Genomic DNA, 18,782 nt, shown 5'->3' with positions numbered 1-18,782 from the left:
TCACCCCTTGATGTACGCCACGCCGTCGGCGGCGGGGGCGCGCGATTTGCCGACCACCCCGGCGACCACGAAGATCGTGACGAGATACGGCAGCATGAGCATGAACTCGCTCGGCACGGGCGACCCGATGACGCTGAGCGTGTTCTGCAGGTTCGAGGCGAACCCGAACAGCAGCGCCGCGAGCGTCGCCTTGATCGGATCCCACTGGCCGAAGATGACGGCCGCCAGGGCGATGAAGCCGGCACCGGCGGTCATCTCCTTGTTGAAGGCGATGCCGTTGCCGATCGTGAACACCGTGCCGCCGATGCCGGCGATCGCGCCGGCCAGCAGCACGTTCCAGAACCGCGTCGCGTTGACCTTGATGCCGACGGTGTCGGCTGCCTGCGGGTGCTCGCCGACGGCGCGCAGGCGCAGGCCCCAGCGGGTCTTGAACATCCCGACCCACACGAGCACCACCGCCAGGTACATCAGGTACACGATGATCGTCTGGCGGAACAGCACCGGCCCGAGCACGGGGATGTCCGAGAGCAGCGGGATCGGGATGCGGTCGAAGCGCGGCGGCGTGTTCAGGGTGGCCGCGTTGGGCTGCAGCACCTGCGAGAACAGGAAGCTCGTCAGCCCCGCCACCAGCACGTTGAGCACGACGCCGATGATCACCTGGTCGACGAGGTACTTGATGGCGAACGCCGCCAGGACCGCCGCGACGAGCACGCCGGCGAACGCGGCGGCGATGAGCCCCAGGATCGGCTGCTGCGTCAGGGTCGCGACGACCGCCGCGGTGAAGGCGCCCGCGAGCAGCTGGCCCTCGATCGCGATGTTGACCACGCCCGCGCGCTCGCCGATGACCCCGCACAGCGCGCCGTAGATGAGCGGCACGGCCAGGCCCAGCGAGCCCGCGAGCAGGCCCGTGACCGGGACGGTGCCGCCGGATGCCGCCCACGTGAGGAAGCCGACCACCAGCACGACGAGGTAGACGATGACGATCCACAGCGGCGAGCGCCCGAAGGCGCGCACGAAGTATGCGGATGCCGCGGCCAGCAGCACGCCGAGGACGACACACGTCCACGCCGTCGCCATGACGGGGGTGACGAGGTCGGGCAGTTGCACGACGTCGCTGCCGCTGGACAGACGGAACGTCGTCTCGTCCTGCCGGGGAGCTGCCAGCAGGAGGATCGCGAACAGCACCGCGAACACGGCGAGCGCGATGGGCGCCTTCCAACTGCGGATGATCACGGTCTCGGGCAGGACGGCATCCGTCGAGGCCCGCACGGGAGTCGCGGCGCTCACGGTGCCGCCTCCCCGACGAGGGCCTCGGCTGTGACGGCCTTGGCCCGCGCCTTCTCACGCCGGCGCTGGTCGCGTTCGGGGGACGGCAGGAAGAAGATCGTCCGCACGAGCGGGGGCGCCGCGATGAACAGCACGATGAGCGACTGCACGACCGTCACGATCTCGATCGGGATCTGCTGGCTGGCCTGCATCGCGAAGCCGCCGGCCTTGAAGGCGCCGAACAGGATGCCGGCCGCGAACGTGCCCCACGGCGTCGAGCGGCCGAGGAGGGCCACCGTGATCGCGTCGAAGCCGATGCCGGCGTCGATGCCCGACGTGAACCCGGTCGTGATCGTGCCGAGCACCTGGTTGACCCCGGCCAGGCCCGCCAGGGCGCCGGCGATGAGCATGCCGTAGACGTACATGTTCTTCACGTCGATGCCGGCCACGCGCGCCGCATTCGGGTTCTCGCCGACGGCGCGGAACTTGAAGCCGAGGCTCGACCGGCTGAGGATCCACCAGACGAGGATCGTGGCGAGGATCACCAGGATGAAGCCGAAGTGCAGGTTGTAGCCCGAGCCGAGCAGCAGGGGGAAGATCGCCGTCTCCTTCATCGCCGGCGACTTCGGGTTGCTCGACCCGGGGCCTGCAGCAGGCCCGGCGTGCGGAGCATCCAGGAGATGAAGTAGTAGGCGATGTAGTTGAGCATGATCGTGACGATGACCTCGTGCGCGCCGGTGCGCGCCTTCAGCAGCCCCGCGATGCCGCCCCAGACCGCCCCGCAGAACAGGCCCACGGCGAGGGCGAGGACCATGTGCAGCGGGAAGGGCAGGTCGAAGCCGAAGGCGATCCACCCGGCGCCGGCCGAGGCCATGAGCATCTGCCCGCGACCGCCGATGTTGAACATGCCGATGCGGAACGCGAGCGCGACGCCGAGCCCCGCGGCGATGAGCGGCGTCGCGAAGGTCAGCGTCTCGGTGAGGGGACGGATGCCGCGGGCGAAATCGGGCGCGTTGACGTTGTAGATCGCGCCGCGGAAGAGTGCGGCGTAGGCGCCGCCGACGGCGTCCCCGACCGCGGCGAGCATGTCGCCGGGCCGGGCGAAGAAGTAGCCGGCCGTCTCCTGCACGTGCTCGTCGGTGGCGGCGATCATGATGCCGCCGACGATGAGGGCGAGGACGACGGCGAGCACCGAGATGAACCAGTTGCCCTGCGTGATGCGTAGGAACGTCTCGTGCCACTTCGACGGCGGCGGGGTCTCGCCGGCCGTTCCCTGAGCCGCTGGACCGGTCACGCAGCCACCTCCTCGGGCCGTTCGCCCGCCATCATGAGACCGAGCACGTCGCGCGGTGTGTCGCCGGGCACGATCCCGACGATGCGGCCCCGGTACATCACCATGATCCGGTCGGCGAGCGCGCTGACCTCGTCGAGCTCGGTGGAGACGACGATCACCGGGATGCCGGAGTCGCGCGTGGCGACGATGCGCTTGTGGATGAACTCGATCGAGCCGACGTCGACGCCGCGCGTCGGCTGGGCGGCGACGAACAGGGCGAGGTCGCGGCTGAGCTCGCGGGCGAGGACGACCTTCTGCTGGTTGCCGCCGGACAGGCGCCCCACGGGGGTGTCGATGCCGGGGGCCCGCACGTCGAACTCGGCGAACTTCGCCTGCGCGAACGCCTCGAGCGTGCCGCGCTGGATCGTGGCGGCTCTCACGAACGGCGCGCCGTCCGAGCGGTCGAGCATGAGGTTCTCGGCGATCGAGAACTCGCCGACCAGGCCGTCGACCTTGCGGTCTTCGGGGACGAACCCGACGCCCTCGTCGAGGATGCGGCGGATGCTGCGCCCCACGAGCTGAGAGCCGCCGAGGGTGATCGAACCGCGCACCTGCGGCTGCAGCCCGAGCAGCGCCTCGGTGAGCTCGGTCTGCCCGTTGCCCTGCACACCGGCGATCGCGAGCACTTCGCCGCCGCGCACGCGGAAGCTCACGTCGTTGACGACGACCTGTCCGCGCGGGTCGATGACGCTGAGCCCGTCGACGATGAGGGCCTCGTCGCCGAGCACCGGCGGGTTCTTGTGGACGGTGAGCTCGACGGCGCGACCCACCATCATCGAGGCGAGCTCGGCGTTCGAGGATGCCGGGTCGGCCGCGCCGACGACCTTGCCGAGCCGCACGACGGTGATGCGGTCGGCGACCTCGCGCACCTCGCGCAGCTTGTGGGTGATGAAGACGATGGAGGCGCCGGATGCCTTGAGCTGGCGCATGATCCCCATCAGCTCGTCGGTCTCCTGCGGGGTGAGCACGGCGGTCGGCTCGTCGAAGACGAGCACCCGCGCGTCGCGCGAGAGCGCCTTGATGATCTCGACCCGCTGCTGCACGCCGACCGGAAGGTCTTCCACGACGGCATCCGGATCGACGTCGAACCCGAACCGGGCGGAGATCTCGCGCACCTTCGCGCGCGCCGCCGGAAGGTCGAGGATGCCGCCGGCCTTGGTCTGCTCGTGACCGAGCATGACGTTCTCGGCGACCGTGAACACCGGCACGAGCATGAAGTGCTGATGCACCATGCCGATGCCGGCGCGCATCGCGTCGCCCGGGCCCGTGAAGTCCTGCACGCGGTCGTCGAGGAGGATCGTCCCCTCGTCGGCGGTGTACAGGCCGTAGAGCACGTTCATCAGCGTGGACTTGCCGGCGCCGTTCTCGCCGAGGAGGCAATGAATCTCACCGGACTCGACGACGAGGTCGATGTGATCGTTGGCGACAAGGCTTCCGAACCGCTTGGTGATCCCCCGGAGTTCGAGCTTCATGACCCCGATCCTAGTAATGGGAGAGCGGGGAGGCCGGATTCGACCTCCCCGCTCTCGTGCGCTGGTGCGGAACTCAGCCCGCGAGGTAGGACGTGACGGGGATCGAGCCGTCGATGATGCCGGCCTTGATCGCGTCGAGCTCGCCCTGCAGGTCGGGCGAGACCTTGCTCTCGAAGTCGTGGAACGGAGCCAGGCCCACGCCGTCGTTCTCGAGCGTGCCGATGAACGGGGTGGCGTCGAACTCGTCGTTGCCGGCCGCCGTGACGGCGTCGTAGACGCCGACGTCGATCAGCTTGCGGATCGAGGTGAGCAGCAGGTCGCTGACCGACGGGTCGGTCTCGAACACGTCGGCGTCGACGCCGATGAGGGCGATGTCGCGGCCCGAGTCACGGATGACCGACGCGGCCGACTGGTAGATCGGGCCGCCGACCGGCAGCAGCACGTCGACACCCTGGTCGACGATGCCCTGCGCGGCGTTGATGGCGTCCTGGTTGGCGGTGAAGGCGCCGGTGAAGACGCCGTCGGTGCCGTCCCAGCCGATCACCTCGACGGTGTCGTCCTTCTGCGCGTTCCAGTAGTCGACGCCCTGCTTGAAGCCGTCCATGAAGATCGTGACGGTCGGGTAGGCCGCACCGCCGAAGGTGCCCACCTTCCCTGCGGTCGAGTACGACGCCGAGGCATAGCCGGCCAGGAACGCCGCCTGGGCGGCATCGAACAGGATCGGCTTGATGTTCGGCGCGTCGGTCTTGCCGTCGTAGTCGGTGTCGGCCATGTCGTCGATCATGACGTACTCGATCTCGGGGTTCGCCTTGGCCGATTCGACCGTGGCCGAGGCCAGCGCGAAGCCGACCGAGATGATCAGCGTGCAGCTCTGGTCGACCAGGGTCTGCAGGTTCGGTGCGAAGTCGGACTCGGAGCTGGACTCCACCTTGACGAGATCGACGCCGAGTTCGGTGGCGGCCTTCTCCAGGCCTTCGAGGCCGAGCTGGTTGAACGACTTGTCGTCGAAGCCGCCCTGATCCGAGACCATGCACGGCTTGAAGCCGTCGATGGCGCCGCCCGCGGCGTCACCCGTGCCGGTGGAAGTGGTCTCGGGTGCCGAGCCACAGCCGGCGAGAGCGATGATGAGCGCGGCGGCCGTGCTGACGCCGGCGAGCTTCTTGGTGGTCGAGATGGTCAATGCAGCCTCCACATTGATAGGCCCGCGGATTTCGCGGGCGCACGCAACCGAAGTTACCGACTATGACGCGGAATGTGCACCCTGCACGGCACTGGCGGGCGAATGGTTACAAAGACGCAATCTTGCGGTGCCGTGCGTGGTCGTGGTGCGCTGTGCGTTTCGTCTCGCTGCGCTCGCTCAACGACCGGTCCTATCCCCGGTCGTTGAGCGAGGCGCGCAGCGCCGAGACGAAACGCGGCTCAGAGCACGTCGCCGCGGCCGGTGAGCTTCAGCGCGTCGACGACGCCCTTGACGCGCTGGGCGTGCTCGCTATTGGTGACCAACAGCGCATCCGGGGTGTCGACGACCACGATGTCCTTCACGCCGATGAGGCTGATGACGCGCGTGGTGTGACTGACGACGATGCCGCTGGCGGCATCGGTGAGGATGCGGGCGTTCTCGCCGAGGATGGCGAGATCGTTCTTGCGGCCGTGCGAGTTGAGCTTGGCGAGGCTCGCGAAGTCGCCCACGTCGTCCCAGTCGAAATGGCCCGGCACGACCGCGAGGCGACCGCGCTCGGCGGCGGGCTCGGCGACGACGTAGTCGATCGCGATCTTCGGCAGCTTCGGCCACACCCGGTCGACGACGGGGCCGCGCCGCTCGCGGTCGTCCCACGCCTCGGCCAGCTCCACAAGACCGGCGTGCAGGTCGGGGCTGTTCGCCTCGATCTCGGCCAGCAGCACGTCGGCGCGCGCGATGAACATGCCCGCGTTCCACAGGTAGTCGCGCGACTGCAGATACTGCTTCGCGGTGTCCAGGTCGGGCTTTTCGATGAACCGCTCCACGAGCGCGGCGTCGCGTGCGCCGTCGACGACCAGCTCCTCGCCGCGCTTGATGTAGCCGAAGCCGACCGCCGGCTCCGACGGCGTGATCCCGACGGTGCAGACGTAGCCCGCGCGCGCCACCTCGACGGCATCCCGCACCGCGAACTCGAAGACGCGGGTCCCCCGGATCACGTGGTCGGCCGCGAACGAGCCGATGATGACGTCGGGCTCGCGGCGGTGCAGGATCGCCGCGGCCAGGCCGATCGCCGCGGCCGAATCGCGCGGCTCCGACTCGAGGAAGACGTTGCGATCGGGGATGCCGGGCAGCTGCTCCTCGACGGCGGCGCGGTGCGCGCGGCCCGTGACGACGGCGATGCGGTCGGCCCCGGCGAGCGGTTCGAGCCGGTCCCACGTGTCGCGCAGCAGCGAATGCCCCGACCCGGTGAGGTCGTGCAGGAACTTCGGCGCGTCGGCGCGGGAGAGCGGCCACAGCCTGCTGCCGACACCGCCGGCGGGGATGACGGCGTAGAAGTCCTCGATGGGTGCGACCATGCCTCCGAGGGTATCCGAGGCGAGGCGCCCGGCCGGGAGAACGCGGCGGCGCTCGTCTCCATCTCGAACGAGGTTTCTCTCGACATCGAGAGAAGTTAGGCTCGCCTTCGTCGCCCGCGCCGCGCGGCGACGCCTAGGATGAGACCGTCGGATTCATCAAGGAGGACGACCGTGAGCGCACCAGCACGCATCACACCGTCGGTGGCCGAGACCACGTCCAAGACCCCGCGCGGCACCCTGTACCGCGGCAACGAGGGCATGTGGTCTTGGGTGCTGCACCGCATCACCGGCGTGGCCATCTTCTTCTTCCTGCTCGTGCACGTGCTCGACACGGCGCTCATCCGTGTCTCGCCCGAAGCGTACGACGCCGTCATCGGCACGTACAAGAACCCGATCATGGGCATCGGCGAGGTCGCGCTGGTCGCCGCCATCGCCTACCACGCATACAACGGCCTGCGCATCATCGCCGTCGACCTCTGGCCGTGGGCCACGCGACACCAGCGGCAGCTGTGGTGGGGCGTCATCGGCCTGTGGGCCGTCACGCTCGCCGGCTTCGCCCCGCGCCACCTCATGAACGTCTTCGCGAACGTCGGAGGGGGGCACTGATGACCGCGACCATCGAAGCCCCCCGCACCCCGGCGGTGCGCAGGAAGGGCGCGAACTGGGAGAAGGCCGGCTGGCTCTACATGCGCATCTCCGGCGTGATTCTCGTCGTGCTGATCTTCGGGCACCTGTTCGTCAACCTCATGGTGGGCGACGGCATCCATGCGCTGGACTGGGGCTTCGTCGCCGGCAAGCTCGCGAACCCGTTCTGGCAGGTGTGGGACATCCTCATGCTGTGGCTGGCGCTCATCCACGGCGCGAACGGCATGCGCACCATCATCAACGACTACGTCACCGGCGAGCGCGTGCGCAAGACCCTCGTGTGGGCCGTGTTCGCCGCGGCGGGACTGCTCATCGTGCTCGGGACGCTCGTCGTCTTCGCGTTCGACCCCTGCAACGGCGTGACCCCCGACAGCGCTTTCTGGGAGACGTGCCAGGCGCTCTGACGCGGCACCGCCCTGATATTCGACGAGTATTCGACGAGACGAGACGAAGAGGCATCCTGACGTGACCACCACGTACCCAGACGCCGTCCTCAAGGACGGGGTCTACTACCACGAGTTCGACATCGTCATCGTCGGCGCCGGCGGCGCCGGCATGCGCGCCGCGATCGAGGCCGGCCCCGGCGCGAAGACCGCCGTCATCACCAAGCTCTACCCGACGCGTTCGCACACCGGTGCCGCGCAGGGCGGCATGGCCGCCGCCCTCGCCAACGTCGAAGAGGACTCGTGGGAGTGGCACACCTTCGACACCGTCAAGGGCGGCGACTACCTCGTCGACCAGGATGCCGCGGAGATCCTCGCGAAGGAGGCCATCGACGCCGTCATCGACCTCGAGAACATGGGGCTGCCGTTCAACCGCACCCCCGAGGGCAAGATCGACCAGCGCCGGTTCGGCGGCCACACCGCCGACCACGGCAAGACGCCCGTGCGCCGCGCCTGCTACGCCGCCGACCGCACCGGCCACATGATCCTGCAGACGCTGTTCCAGAACTGCGTGAAGCTCGGCATCAACTTCTTCAACGAGTTCTACGTGCTCGACCTCATCACCACGACGGATGCCGCCGGAGCCACCCAGGTCGCCGGCGTCGTCGCGTACGAGCTCGCCACCGGCGACCTGCACGTCTTCCACTCCAAGGCCGTCATCTTCGCCACCGGCGGCTTCGGCAAGATCTTCAAGACGACCTCCAACGCGCACACCCTCACCGGGGATGGCGTCGGCGTCATCTGGCGCAAGGGCCTGCCGTTGGAGGACATGGAGTTCTTCCAGTTCCACCCGACGGGGCTCGCCGGCCTCGGCATCCTCCTCACCGAGGGCGCGCGCGGCGAGGGCGCGATCTTGCGCAACGTCTCGGGCGAGCGGTTCATGGAGCGCTACGCCCCCACCATCAAGGATCTCGCCCCGCGCGACATCGTCAGCCGCTGCATGGTGCAGGAGGTCGCCGAGGGACGCGGCGCCGGCCCCCACCGCGACTACGTGCTGCTGGACTGCACGCACCTGGGCGCCGAAGTGCTGGAGACCAAGCTCCCCGACATCACCGAGTTCGCCCGCACCTACCTCGGCGTCGACCCGGTCGTCGAGCCGGTGCCGGTCATGCCGACGGCGCACTACGCGATGGGCGGCATCCCGACCAACAACGACGCCGAGGTCCTCAGCGACAACACGACCGTCGTGCCGGGCCTGTACGCCGCCGGCGAGTGCGCGTGCGTCTCGGTGCACGGTTCGAACCGCCTCGGCACCAACTCGCTGCTGGACATCAACGTGTTCGGCAAGCGCGCCGGACGGGGCGCGGTCGAGTACGTCAAGACCGCCGAGTTCGTGCCGCTGCCGGACAACCCCGCCCAGGGCGTGCGCGATCTGCTCGAGGGCCTGCGCAACAACCCCGGCACCGAGCGCATCGCGGTGCTCCGCAAGACACTGCAGGACGAGATGGACCGCAAGGCCCAGGTGTTCCGCACCGACGAGTCGCTGGCGCAGGTGATGGACGTCATCGCCGACCTGCGCGAGCGTTACAAGAACGTGCACGTCGACGACAAGGGCCGCCGCTTCAACACCGACCTGCTCGAGGCCGTCGAGCTCGGGTTCCTGCTCGATATCGCCGAGGTCGTCGTCGTCACCGCCCGCAACCGCAAGGAGAGCCGCGGCGGACACATGCGCGACGACTATCCGAAGCGCGACGACGAGAACTACATGCAGCACACGATGGCCTACCTCTCCGGCGACGCGCACTCGTCGCACCCCGAGGACCACATCCGCCTGGGGTGGAAGCCCGTCGTCTTCACGCGCAACGAGGCCGGCGAGTTGCGCTACCCCCCGCTGGAGAGGAAGTACTGATGTCGAGCGCGCTCGTCGAACCGGATGCCGTCGCCGCGATCGAAGACGCGGCCAACGACACCGGCATCCAGTCGTTCCTCGTCACCTTCATCATCCGTCGCTTCGACCCCGAGACCGACGCCGAGCCGCGCTGGGTCGACTACGACGTCGAGCTGTACTCGACCGACCGCGTGCTCGACGCGCTGCACAAGATCAAGTGGGAGGTCGACGGCTCGCTCACCTTCCGCCGCTCGTGCGCGCACGGCATCTGCGGTTCCGACGCGATGCGCATCAACGGCCGCAACCGCCTCGCCTGCAAGACCCTCATCAAAGACCTCGACATCTCCAAGCCCATCTACGTCGAGGCCATCAAGGGTCTGCCGCTGGAGAAGGATCTCGTCGTCGACATGGATCCGTTCTTCGCCGCCTACCGCGAGGTCAAGCCGTTCCTCATCGCGAACTCGACGCCCGAGCCGGGCACGGAGCGCATCCAGTCGATCGTCGACCGCGAGATCTTCGACGACACCACCAAGTGCATCCTGTGCGCGGCCTGCACCTCGTCGTGCCCGGTGTTCTGGACCGACGGCCAGTACTTCGGGCCCGCCGCGATCGTCAACGCCCACCGGTTCATCTTCGACTCGCGCGACGACGCGGCGGGCGTGCGCCTGGACATCCTCAACGACAAGGAGGGCGTGTGGCGCTGCCGCACGACCTTCAACTGCACCGAGGCGTGCCCGCGCGGCATCGAGGTCACGAAGGCCATCGCCGAGGTCAAGCAGGCGGTGCTGCGCGGAGCGCGCTGAGACCGGATGCCGCGGCATCGGCTCGATAGTCTGACTCTGTGAGCGACGACCAGCGGGCACCCGACGACCTGCGCGCCCGGCTCGACGCCCCGTTGGCGCGGGCGACGGAGCTGACGCGCCGCGCCGTCGCCAGCTTCCCCGTGCGGGTGTGGCGCCGCTTCCTGCAGCGCAACGGGTTCCTGCTCGCCGCCGGCGTCAGCTACCAGTCGCTGTTCGCGGTGTTCGCGGCGCTGTACATCGTCTTCGCGGCGATCGGGCTGTGGCTCGGCGGCAGTCCGGCCGCGGTGGCCCGGGTCATCGAGATCGTCAACTCCTACATCCCGAACCTCATCGGCGAAGACGGTCTCGTGCACCCCGACGACGTGCAGCAGGTCGCCGCAAACAGCACCGGCACCCTGACGGTCACCTCGGTCATCGCCGCCGTCGTCGTCATCTGGGCCGCCATCGGGTTCATGACCTTCGCGCGCCGCGCGATCCGCGACATCTTCGGGCTGCCGTACGACGCGCGCAGCTACGTGCTGCTCAAGGCCGGCGACCTCGTCGCCGCGCTCGCGTTCGGTGTCGCCCTGCTCGTGGCGGCCGCGTTCGGGCAGGTCGCCACCTGGGCGTTGACGGCGATCTTCGACCTGTTCGAGCTGCCGCATCAGTCGTTCTGGTACAGCACGGCCACCCGCGCCGCGGTGCTGCTCGTGGGGTGCGCGCTCAACGGGTTCGCCCTCGCCGCCCTCTTCCGCTTCCTCACCGGAACGCACCTGAAATGGCGGACCATCCTGCCCGGCGCCTTCCTCGGCGGCGCCGCCCTCGTGGTCCTGCAGATCGGCGCGGGCCTGCTCCTCGGGTACTCGCCGTCCAACCCGCTGCTGGCGACCTTCGCCGTGCTCATCGGGTTCTTGCTGTGGTTCCGCCTCGCCGGCATCGTGATCCTCGTCGCGGCGTCGTGGATCGCCGTCACGACGGAGGACCGCGGCATCCCGCTCGTGCTCCCGTCGGCCGACGAGAAGGCACGCGCCGAGCACGCGGCGCTGGTCACCGCGGCGGGCGTGCGGCTGCGGCGGGCGCGCCAGGCCCGGGCGAGCGCCCCCTGGTTCGGCCACTGGAGCGCCGACCGCGCCGTCCGCCGCGCCGAGGACGAACTGCGCGAGATCGAGGATGCCGCGCCCCCGCCGCCTCGGCGCGGCATTCTCGACGACTGACCTGGCGCGGGGCTGGCTAGGGTGAGTGCTATGACCGCGCGCGACGTTGCGACCGGCTCCGCCGACCGCTCCACCGGCCCCATCGCGCGCGCCGGCGCGATCACGCAGCGCACCCTCGCCTCGTTCCCCGTGCGGGTGTGGCGGCACTTCCTCGACCACAGCGGGTTCCTGCTGGCCGCCGGGGTCAGCTACCAGGCGATGTTCGCGGTGTTCGCCGTCATGTACGTCGCCTTCGCCGCCGCCGGCATCTGGCTCGGTGCGAGCCCGTCCGCCATCCAGGCGCTCATCGACGGGATCAACAGCTACATCCCCGGGATCATCTCCGACGAGGGACTGTTCAGATCGGCGCAGGTCGTGGCGATCGCCTCGGGCGCCCGGCGGCTGCTGGTGGTCACGGGTGCCGTCGCGTTCATCGTGGCCATGTGGACGGCGATCGGCTTCATCTCGTTCGCCCGTCGCGCCGTGCGCACGATGCTCGTGCTGCCGCCCGACCGCCGCAACGTGCTGGTGCTGAAGCTGCGCGACCTCGTCGCCGCCGTCGTCCTGGCCGTCGCCCTCGTGCTGGGGTTCGCGGTCGGCTCGGCCGGCACGTGGGCGCTGGGGACGATCCTCGCCGCGCTCGGGTGGGACACGCACGAGGCCGTCCATGCGTTCCTCATCGCGGTGGCCTCGGTCGGCATCTCGTACGTCGTCTACACCCTCACCCTCGCCGCCCTGCTGCGGTTTCTCACCGGCACGGCACTGGGGTGGCGGCTGATCCGCACCGGGTCGCTGCTGGCCGCCGCCGGCATCACGCTCCTGCAGCTGGCGACCGGCTACCTCCTGGGCGCCGTTCCCCGCACGCCCCTGCTGGCGACCTTCGCGGTGTTCGTGGGGCTGCTCATCTGGTTCCAGGTCACCGGGGTGTTCCTGCTGAGCGCCGCCGCCTGGATCGCGGTCTCCGCCCGCGACAGCGACATCCCGCTGCTCACGCCGAGCGAGGAAGAACGTCGCCTGGCCGCACACGAGGCACGTGTGCGCGCCGCGCGCGACCGGCTGCGGGCGGCGCGCGATGCGCGGGCGGCCACGCCGTGGTGGCGCGCGCTGCGCGCCGACCGCGCCGTGCGCGATGCCCTCGACGAGCTGTTCCTCCTCGAGGCGAGCGCACCGCCGTCCCGCGAGTGACCGGCATCCTGGGCCCGTCGCCGCCGCGCGCCGCGCGCCGCTGGCTCCGCGCGCCCTGGCTCCGCGCGCCCTGAGCTTCGGACGCCCTGGCTCCGCGCGCCCTGAGCTTCGGACCCGAACCGCTGAGTTTCGGACCCGAACCGCTGAGTTTCGGACGCCTGAAGCGCCCGAAACTCGACCCTGGGCAGTTTCGGACGCTTGGAGCGTCCGAAACTCGATGCGGGTGCGCGCCGTCGGCGGCCATCCGCGTCCATGAAGCCGGAACGTGACACGTCGGCACCGGGCAACCGCACCCGAACCACCCCGGCGCGCAAACCTGGCAGCATCCGGGGCCATCCCCAGGAATACACCCGGATCGTGACAAATCGGCAAACGAGCGCGGCGTCGACCTGGCAGCATCCGGGCCCATCCGCGTCAATGAAGCCGGAACATGACACGTCGGCACCCAGCAACCGCACCCGAACCACCCCAGCGCGCAAACCTGGCAGCATCCGGGCCTATCTCCAGGAATACGCCCGGAACGTGACAAATCGGCAAACGAGAGCGGGGCAGACCTGGCAGCATCCGGGCCCATCTGCGTCCATGAAGCCGGAACGTGACACGTCGGCACCGGGCAGCCGCACCCGAACCACCCTGGCGCGCAAACCTGGCGGCATCCGGGGCCATCTCCAGGAATACGCCCGGAACGTGACAAATCGGCAAACGAGAGCGGGGCAGACCTGGCGGCATCCGGGGCCATCTGCGTCCGAAACTTGATGAGGGACAGCGATGTCGGCGGCTCTCGTTAGGCTGGAGCGCGTGTCACGCACCCTCCGCATCGCCTCCGTCAACGTCAACGGCATCCGCGCCGCCGCGCGGAAGGGGATGCTGCCGTGGCTGGAGACCGCGGGCGTCGACGTCCTGACGCTGCAGGAGGTGCGCGGCGAGGCCGTGCACCTGGCCGCGGCGCTGCCGGGCTGGCACCTCGTGAACGACGAGGCGCTCGCCAAGGGGCGGGCCGGGGTCGCGATCGCGACGCGCGAACCGGTCGCGGCATGGCGGATCGAGCTGGGCGACGGATCCCTCGACACGCGCGGGCGCTGGATCGAGGCCGACCTGTCGGTCGAGGGCACGCCCGTCACGGTCGTCAGCGCGTACGTGCACACGGGTGAGGCCGACACCGACCGGCAGCTCGCCAAGTACGCCTTCCTCGACGCGATGGAGGGACGGATGCCGCACCTCGGCGACCACGCCCTCATCACCGGCGACCTCAACGTCGGGCACCGCCAGCTCGACATCCGCAACTGGCGCGGCAACCTGAAGAAGGCGGGCTTCCTCCCCCGCGAACGCGCGTACTTCGACCGGTTCCTCGGCGAGGCCGGGGCCGTCGTCGACTGCGTCGACGGCACGGCCGGCACCGGCCTCGGCTGGGTGGATGTCGGCCGGCGCTGGGCGGGCGAGGTCGACGGCCCGTACTCGTGGTGGTCGAACCGCGGTCAGGCGTTCGACAACGACACCGGGTGGCGCATCGACTACCACCTCGCCACCGCGCCCCTCGCGGCGCGGGTCGTGGACTACCGCGTCGTGCGTGCGCCCTCGTGGGACACCCGCTGGAGCGACCACGCCCCCGTCGTGGCCGACTACGCCTTCTGAGTCCGCGGGTCGCGGACGTCCTTTCTCGAGTCCGCGACGCGGGATGCCGCGCCGCCGCGCGACGGCCGAGCGTCGGCGTCACCCGGCGGCGAGCCGCATCCAGGTCTCCACGACCGTGTCGGGGTTCAGCGAGATCGACTCGATGCCCTGCCCCACGAGCCATTCGGCGAGGTCGGGATGGTCCGACGGTCCCTGCCCGCAGATGCCGATGTACTTGCCGCGCCGGCGGCATGCCGCGATCGCCAGCTCCAGCACCTTCAGCACCGCGGGGTTGCGCTCGTCAAACGTGGCGGCGACCAGCGCCGAGTCGCGGTCGAGCCCCAGCACGAGCTGCGTCATGTCGTTCGAGCCGATGGAGAACCCGTCGAAGTGGTCGAGGAACTCGTCGGCCAGCAGCGCGTTGGAGGGGATCTCGCACATCATGACGATCTCGAGCCCGTTCTCGCCGCGGCGCAGGCCATTCTCGGCGAGCAGTGCGACGACGGCCTGACCCTCCGCGACGGTGCGTACGAACGGCACCATGATCTTCACGTTGGTCAGGCCCATCTCGTCGCGCACGTGCCGCAGCGCGGCGCACTCCATGTCGAAGCACGCGCGGAACTCGGGCGAGACGTACCGGGCGGCGCCGCGCCAGCCGAGCATCGGGTTCTCCTCGACGGGCTCGAACAGGTCGCCGCCGAGCAGGCCCGCGTACTCGTTCGACTTGAAGTCGCTCATCCGGACGATCACGGGCTCGGGCGCGAACGCCGCGGCGATCATCGAGATGCCCTCGGCGACCCGCTCGACGAAGTAGTCGCGCGGCGACGCGTACGCGGCGACGCGCTCGTCGACCTCGCGGCGTGCGGCATCCGGCAGCGTCTCGCGTTCGAGCAGGGCGCGAGGATGGATGCCGATCTGCCGGTTGACGATGAACTCGAGGCGCGCGAGCCCGACCCCGCGATTGGGGAGCTTCGAGAACGAGAACGCCTGATCGGGGGTGCCGACGTTCATCATCAGCCTGACCGGGATCGGCGGCATGGCGTCGAGCTTGGTCTCCTCTTCGACGAAGTCGAGGAGCCCCGCATAGACCAGCCCGTCGTCGCCTTCGGCGCACGACACGGTGACCGGTGTGCCGTCGTGCAGGTCGGTCGTCGCACTGCCGGTGCCGACGACGGCCGGGATGCCGAGCTCGCGCGCGATGATCGCCGCGTGACACGTGCGCCCGCCGCGGTTGGTGACGATCGCGGAGGCACGCTTCATGATGGGCTCCCAGTCGGGATCGGTCATGTCGGCCACGAGCACGTCGCCGGGACGGAAGTGCTCCATCTCGGAGATGTCGGCGAGCACCCGCACCGCGCCCGCACCGATCTTCTGCCCGATGGCGCGGCCGGTGACGAGCACCTCGCCGCGTTCGCGCAGCACGAACCGGCGGATGACGTTGCCGTCGGCGCGGGAGACGACGGTCTCGGGGCGCGCCTGCAGGATGTACAGGCGCCGGTCCACGCCGTCGCGCGCCCACTCGATGTCCATCGGCCGGCCGTAGTGCTCCTCGATCGTCAGCGCGTGCCGGGCGAGCTCTTCGACCTCCGCGTCGGTGATGCTGAAGTGCAGGCGGTCGGCGTGCGGGACGTCTTCGAACGCGGTGGAGGCGTCGACGCCGGTGGCACCGGTGTAGCGCATCGCGATGGCCTTCTCGCCCAGCTGCCGCTTGAGGATCGCCGGGCGGCCCGCGCGCAGCGCCGTCTTGTAGACGTAGAACTCGTCGGGGTTCACGGCCCCCTGCACGACCGCCTCGCCGAGGCCGTACGAGCTCGTGATGAACACGGCGCCGTCGAAGCCCGACTCGGTGTCGACGGTGAACATCACGCCGGACGCGCCGATGTCGGAGCGCACCATGCGCTGCACGCCGGCCGACAGCGCGACGTCGTGGTGCGAGAAGCCGTGGTGGGTGCGGTAGGCGATGGCGCGGTCGTTGTACAGCGACGCGAACACGCGGGCCACGGCGTGCAGGATGTTGTCGATGCCGCCGATGTTGAGGAACGTCTCCTGCTGCCCGGCGAACGAGGCGTCGGGCAGGTCTTCGGCGGTCGCGCTGGAGCGGACCGCCCAGGTGACGGTATCCGGGTCGGGATCGCGCGCGATCAGCTCGGCGTACGCGTCGCGGATGTCGCGCTCGAGGTCGGCGGGGAAGGCCTGCTGCTCGATCCAGCCGCGGATCTCGGCGCCGACACGGGCGAGCTCGGCGACATCCTCGATGTCGAGCGCGCCGACGGCCGCCTCGATGCGCGCGTCGAGGCCGCCGCCCGCGAGGAAGCGCCGGTAGGCATCGGCCGTCGTGGCGAATCCGCCCGGCACGCGCACGCCGGAGTGGGCCAGGCCCGACACCATCTCGCCGAGCGAGGCGTTCTTGCCGCCGACCTGCGGAAGGTCGGCCATGCCGATCTCGTGGAACCAGAGGATGTTGCTCATCGGGAGCCCTTTCGGTGGGTCAGGCACGCAGCTTCATGGTCTGCATGATGACGGCGGACATCTCCTCCACGCTCTTGGTGGCGGAGTTGAGGAACGGGATGTGGTGGCGCCGGTACAGATCCTCGGCGCGGCGCAGCTCGACGGTGCACTGCTCGAGGCTCGCGTAGCGCGACGCGGGGCGGCGTTCGTGGCGCACCTGGCTCAGCCGCAGCGGTGTCGTCGTGAGGCCGAAGCAGCGCGCGGCGTACGGGGCGATGGTGCGCGGCAGGCGCTCGGAGGGGAAGTCGTCTTCGGTCAGCGGATAGTTGGCGACGAGCAGCCCGTACTGCAGCGCGAGGTACATCGTCGTCGGGGTCTTGCCGCACCGGCTCGGCGCGATGATGATCACGTTCGCCGCGTCGAGCGCGCGGCTGGTCTGGCCGTCGTCGTGCTCGATCGCGTACTCCACCGCCCGCATGCGGGCGAGGTACGCGTGCATGTCGCCGACGCCGTGGTACTGACCGAGCTGTTCCGACGCGGTGACCCCGAGCGCGCGCTCGACCTCGGTCAGGTGGCCGGCGAGCAGGTCGACGATCGATCCCCGCGCCCCGGCGAGGATGTCCCGCAGCGCGGGCTGCTTCACCGTCGTGAAGACGATCGGCGGGCCGCCCGCCGCCGCGTCGATCTCGGCCGCGACGGCCCGGGCGCCGGCTTCGGTGTCGACGAAGGGGATCGTGCGGCGCACGAACCGGATGCCGGGAAAGTTCGCCAGCAGGGCATTGCCCAGCGTCTCGGCGGTGATGCCGGTGCTGTCCGACACGAAGTACGCCGCGCGCGACGCCGTGGGCGGGGAAACGCTCGGTTCGCTCATGCTCCGGTACCTCGTCGATGCGGAAAGACTCGTCCTGTCTGCGACGCTACGCGGCTGTTCTCGGCTATTTCTGTCGAGAAGCGTCGAAGATTCTGCTGTTCTTTCGTCTTCGGCAAATTCGCCGGGCCGCGGAGGCGGCATCCGTCCCGCCCGTAGGATTGAGGGATGACCAGGCCCCGCCTCTACTCCGGCATGCAGCCCTCGGCCGACTCGCTCCAGGTCGGCAACTACATCGGGGCGCTGTTGCAGTGGCGCGACCTGCAGGAGGCCTACGAGGCGTTCTTCTCGGTCGTCGACCTGCACGCCCTGACCCAGCCGAACGACCCGGCGGAGCGGCGCGAGAAGACCCGCCGCACGGCGGCGCAGTACATCGCGGCGGGCATCGAGCCCGAGCGCTCGACGCTGTACGTGCAGTCGCACGTGCCCGCGCACGCGGAACTCGCCTGGGTGCTGTCGACGATCACCGGGTACGGCGAGGCGAGCCGCATGACGCAGTTCAAGGACAAGTCGGCCCGCTACGGCGCCGACCAGACCAACGTCGGGCTGTTCACCTACCCCGTGCTGATGGCGGCCGACATCCTGCTGTACCAGGCCGACATCGTGCCGGTCGGCGACGACCAGAAGCAGCACGTCGAGCTCACCCGCGACCTCGCGGAGCGGTTCAACGGGCGCTTCGGCGAGGCGTTCCGGGTGCCGATGCCGATGATCCAGCAGGACACGGCGCGCATCTACGACCTGCAGAACCCGACCGCGAAGATGAGCAAGTCCGCCGAATCGGATGCCGGGGTGCTCTGGCTGCTCGATGACCCCGCCGTCTCGGCGAAGAAGATCATGCGCGCCGTCACCGACAGCGAGGGCGCCGTCCGCTACGACCGGGAGGCCAAACCCGGCGTGTCGAACCTGCTCGTGATCTACGCGGCGCTGACCGGACGGCAGATCCCGGCGATCGAGGACGAGTACGCCGGTCGCGGCTACGGGGACTTCAAGAAGGGGCTCGCCGAGGTCGTCGTGAACGAGTTCGGGCCGGTGCGCGCGCGGGCTCTCGAGCTGCTGGCCGACCCGGCCGAGCTCGACCGGGTGCTGGCGGCCAATGCCGACCGGGCGGCGGAGGTCGCCGACGCGACGCTCGCCGACGTGTACGACAAGGTCGGGCTGCTGCGCCGCCGCTGA

At 69.8% G+C, this 18,782-nt stretch carries 14 protein-coding genes and 1 pseudogene; 8 read left to right on the top strand and 7 right to left on the bottom strand.

Annotated features, from left to right (window positions below):
* From QM720_RS08435 to QM720_RS08415, 5 genes and pseudogenes are all read right to left on the bottom strand, one after another.
* The gene (locus QM720_RS08435) at nt 1-1,287 is read right to left on the bottom strand and encodes an ABC transporter permease (protein ID WP_415125669.1); all 1,287 of its coding nucleotides are present in this window, start codon (nt 1,285-1,287) and stop codon (nt 1-3) included.
* Nucleotides 1,284-2,560: pseudogene (locus tag QM720_RS08430) on the bottom strand (ABC transporter permease). The gene QM720_RS08435 and the pseudogene QM720_RS08430 overlap by 4 nt, the downstream one beginning before the upstream one ends.
* Nucleotides 2,557-4,071, bottom strand: coding sequence for an ABC transporter ATP-binding protein (locus QM720_RS08425; RefSeq protein ID WP_415125668.1), 1,515 nt, complete (start codon nt 4,069-4,071; stop codon nt 2,557-2,559). The pseudogene QM720_RS08430 and the gene QM720_RS08425 overlap by 4 nt, the downstream one beginning before the upstream one ends.
* A gap of 73 nt (nt 4,072-4,144) precedes the next feature.
* Nucleotides 4,145-5,245 (bottom strand): BMP family lipoprotein, encoded by a 1,101-nt coding sequence (locus tag QM720_RS08420; RefSeq protein ID WP_415127855.1) that lies wholly within the window; start codon nt 5,243-5,245, stop codon nt 4,145-4,147.
* A gap of 245 nt (nt 5,246-5,490) precedes the next feature.
* Complete coding sequence (locus QM720_RS08415; RefSeq protein ID WP_415125667.1) at nt 5,491-6,606, bottom strand: mannose-1-phosphate guanylyltransferase; 1,116 nt, start codon at nt 6,604-6,606, stop codon at nt 5,491-5,493.
* Nucleotides 6,607-6,777: 171 nt separating this feature from the next.
* On the opposite strand from QM720_RS08415, the gene sdhC reads away from it, so the two are divergent.
* From sdhC to QM720_RS08380, 7 genes are all read left to right on the top strand, one after another.
* Nucleotides 6,778-7,212: a succinate dehydrogenase, cytochrome b556 subunit gene (sdhC, locus tag QM720_RS08410; RefSeq protein WP_415125666.1), complete on the top strand. Its 435-nt coding sequence runs from the start codon at nt 6,778-6,780 to the stop codon at nt 7,210-7,212.
* The gene (gene sdhD, locus QM720_RS08405) at nt 7,212-7,655 is read left to right on the top strand and encodes a succinate dehydrogenase, hydrophobic membrane anchor protein (RefSeq protein WP_415125665.1); all 444 of its coding nucleotides are present in this window, start codon (nt 7,212-7,214) and stop codon (nt 7,653-7,655) included. The genes sdhC and sdhD overlap by 1 nt, the downstream gene beginning before the upstream one ends.
* A gap of 61 nt (nt 7,656-7,716) precedes the next feature.
* Entirely contained in the window at nt 7,717-9,543 is a 1,827-nt protein-coding gene (sdhA, locus tag QM720_RS08400; protein ID WP_415125664.1) for a succinate dehydrogenase flavoprotein subunit, read from the top strand.
* Entirely contained in the window at nt 9,543-10,325 is a 783-nt protein-coding gene (locus QM720_RS08395; RefSeq protein ID WP_415125663.1) for a succinate dehydrogenase iron-sulfur subunit, read from the top strand. The genes sdhA and QM720_RS08395 overlap by 1 nt, the downstream gene beginning before the upstream one ends.
* Nucleotides 10,326-10,363: 38 nt before the next feature.
* Nucleotides 10,364-11,518 carry a YihY/virulence factor BrkB family protein gene (locus tag QM720_RS08390; protein WP_415125662.1) on the top strand — a complete coding sequence of 385 codons (1,155 nt, stop codon included), beginning with the start codon at nt 10,364-10,366 and terminating at the stop codon, nt 11,516-11,518.
* Nucleotides 11,519-11,548: 30 nt separating this feature from the next.
* Nucleotides 11,549-12,682, top strand: a complete 1,134-nt coding sequence (locus QM720_RS08385) for a YihY/virulence factor BrkB family protein (RefSeq protein WP_415125661.1) — start codon at nt 11,549-11,551, stop codon at nt 12,680-12,682.
* A gap of 768 nt (nt 12,683-13,450) precedes the next feature.
* Entirely contained in the window at nt 13,451-14,314 is an 864-nt protein-coding gene (locus QM720_RS08380; protein WP_415125660.1) for an exodeoxyribonuclease III, read from the top strand.
* A gap of 78 nt (nt 14,315-14,392) precedes the next feature.
* Here the strand turns inward: QM720_RS08380 and ppsA are convergent, their stop codons facing one another.
* The gene (ppsA, locus tag QM720_RS08375) at nt 14,393-16,762 is read right to left on the bottom strand and encodes a phosphoenolpyruvate synthase (RefSeq protein ID WP_415125659.1); all 2,370 of its coding nucleotides are present in this window, start codon (nt 16,760-16,762) and stop codon (nt 14,393-14,395) included.
* 19 nt (nt 16,763-16,781) lie between these two features.
* Nucleotides 16,782-17,612 (bottom strand): pyruvate, water dikinase regulatory protein, encoded by an 831-nt coding sequence (locus QM720_RS08370; RefSeq protein WP_415125658.1) that lies wholly within the window; start codon nt 17,610-17,612, stop codon nt 16,782-16,784.
* Nucleotides 17,613-17,777: 165 nt separating this feature from the next.
* Between QM720_RS08370 and trpS the strand changes: the two genes are divergently transcribed.
* A complete protein-coding gene (gene trpS / locus QM720_RS08365) occupies nt 17,778-18,782 on the top strand; it encodes a tryptophan--tRNA ligase (RefSeq protein WP_415125657.1) in 1,005 nt (334 codons plus the stop codon).

The sequence above is a fragment of the Microbacterium sp. genome (genome assembly GCF_047602155.1).
In the GTDB taxonomy this organism is placed as follows: domain Bacteria; phylum Actinomycetota; class Actinomycetes; order Actinomycetales; family Microbacteriaceae; genus Microbacterium.
Note: the sequence above shows the minus strand (reverse complement) of the source record. Positions and strands in the feature narration are given on the sequence as shown.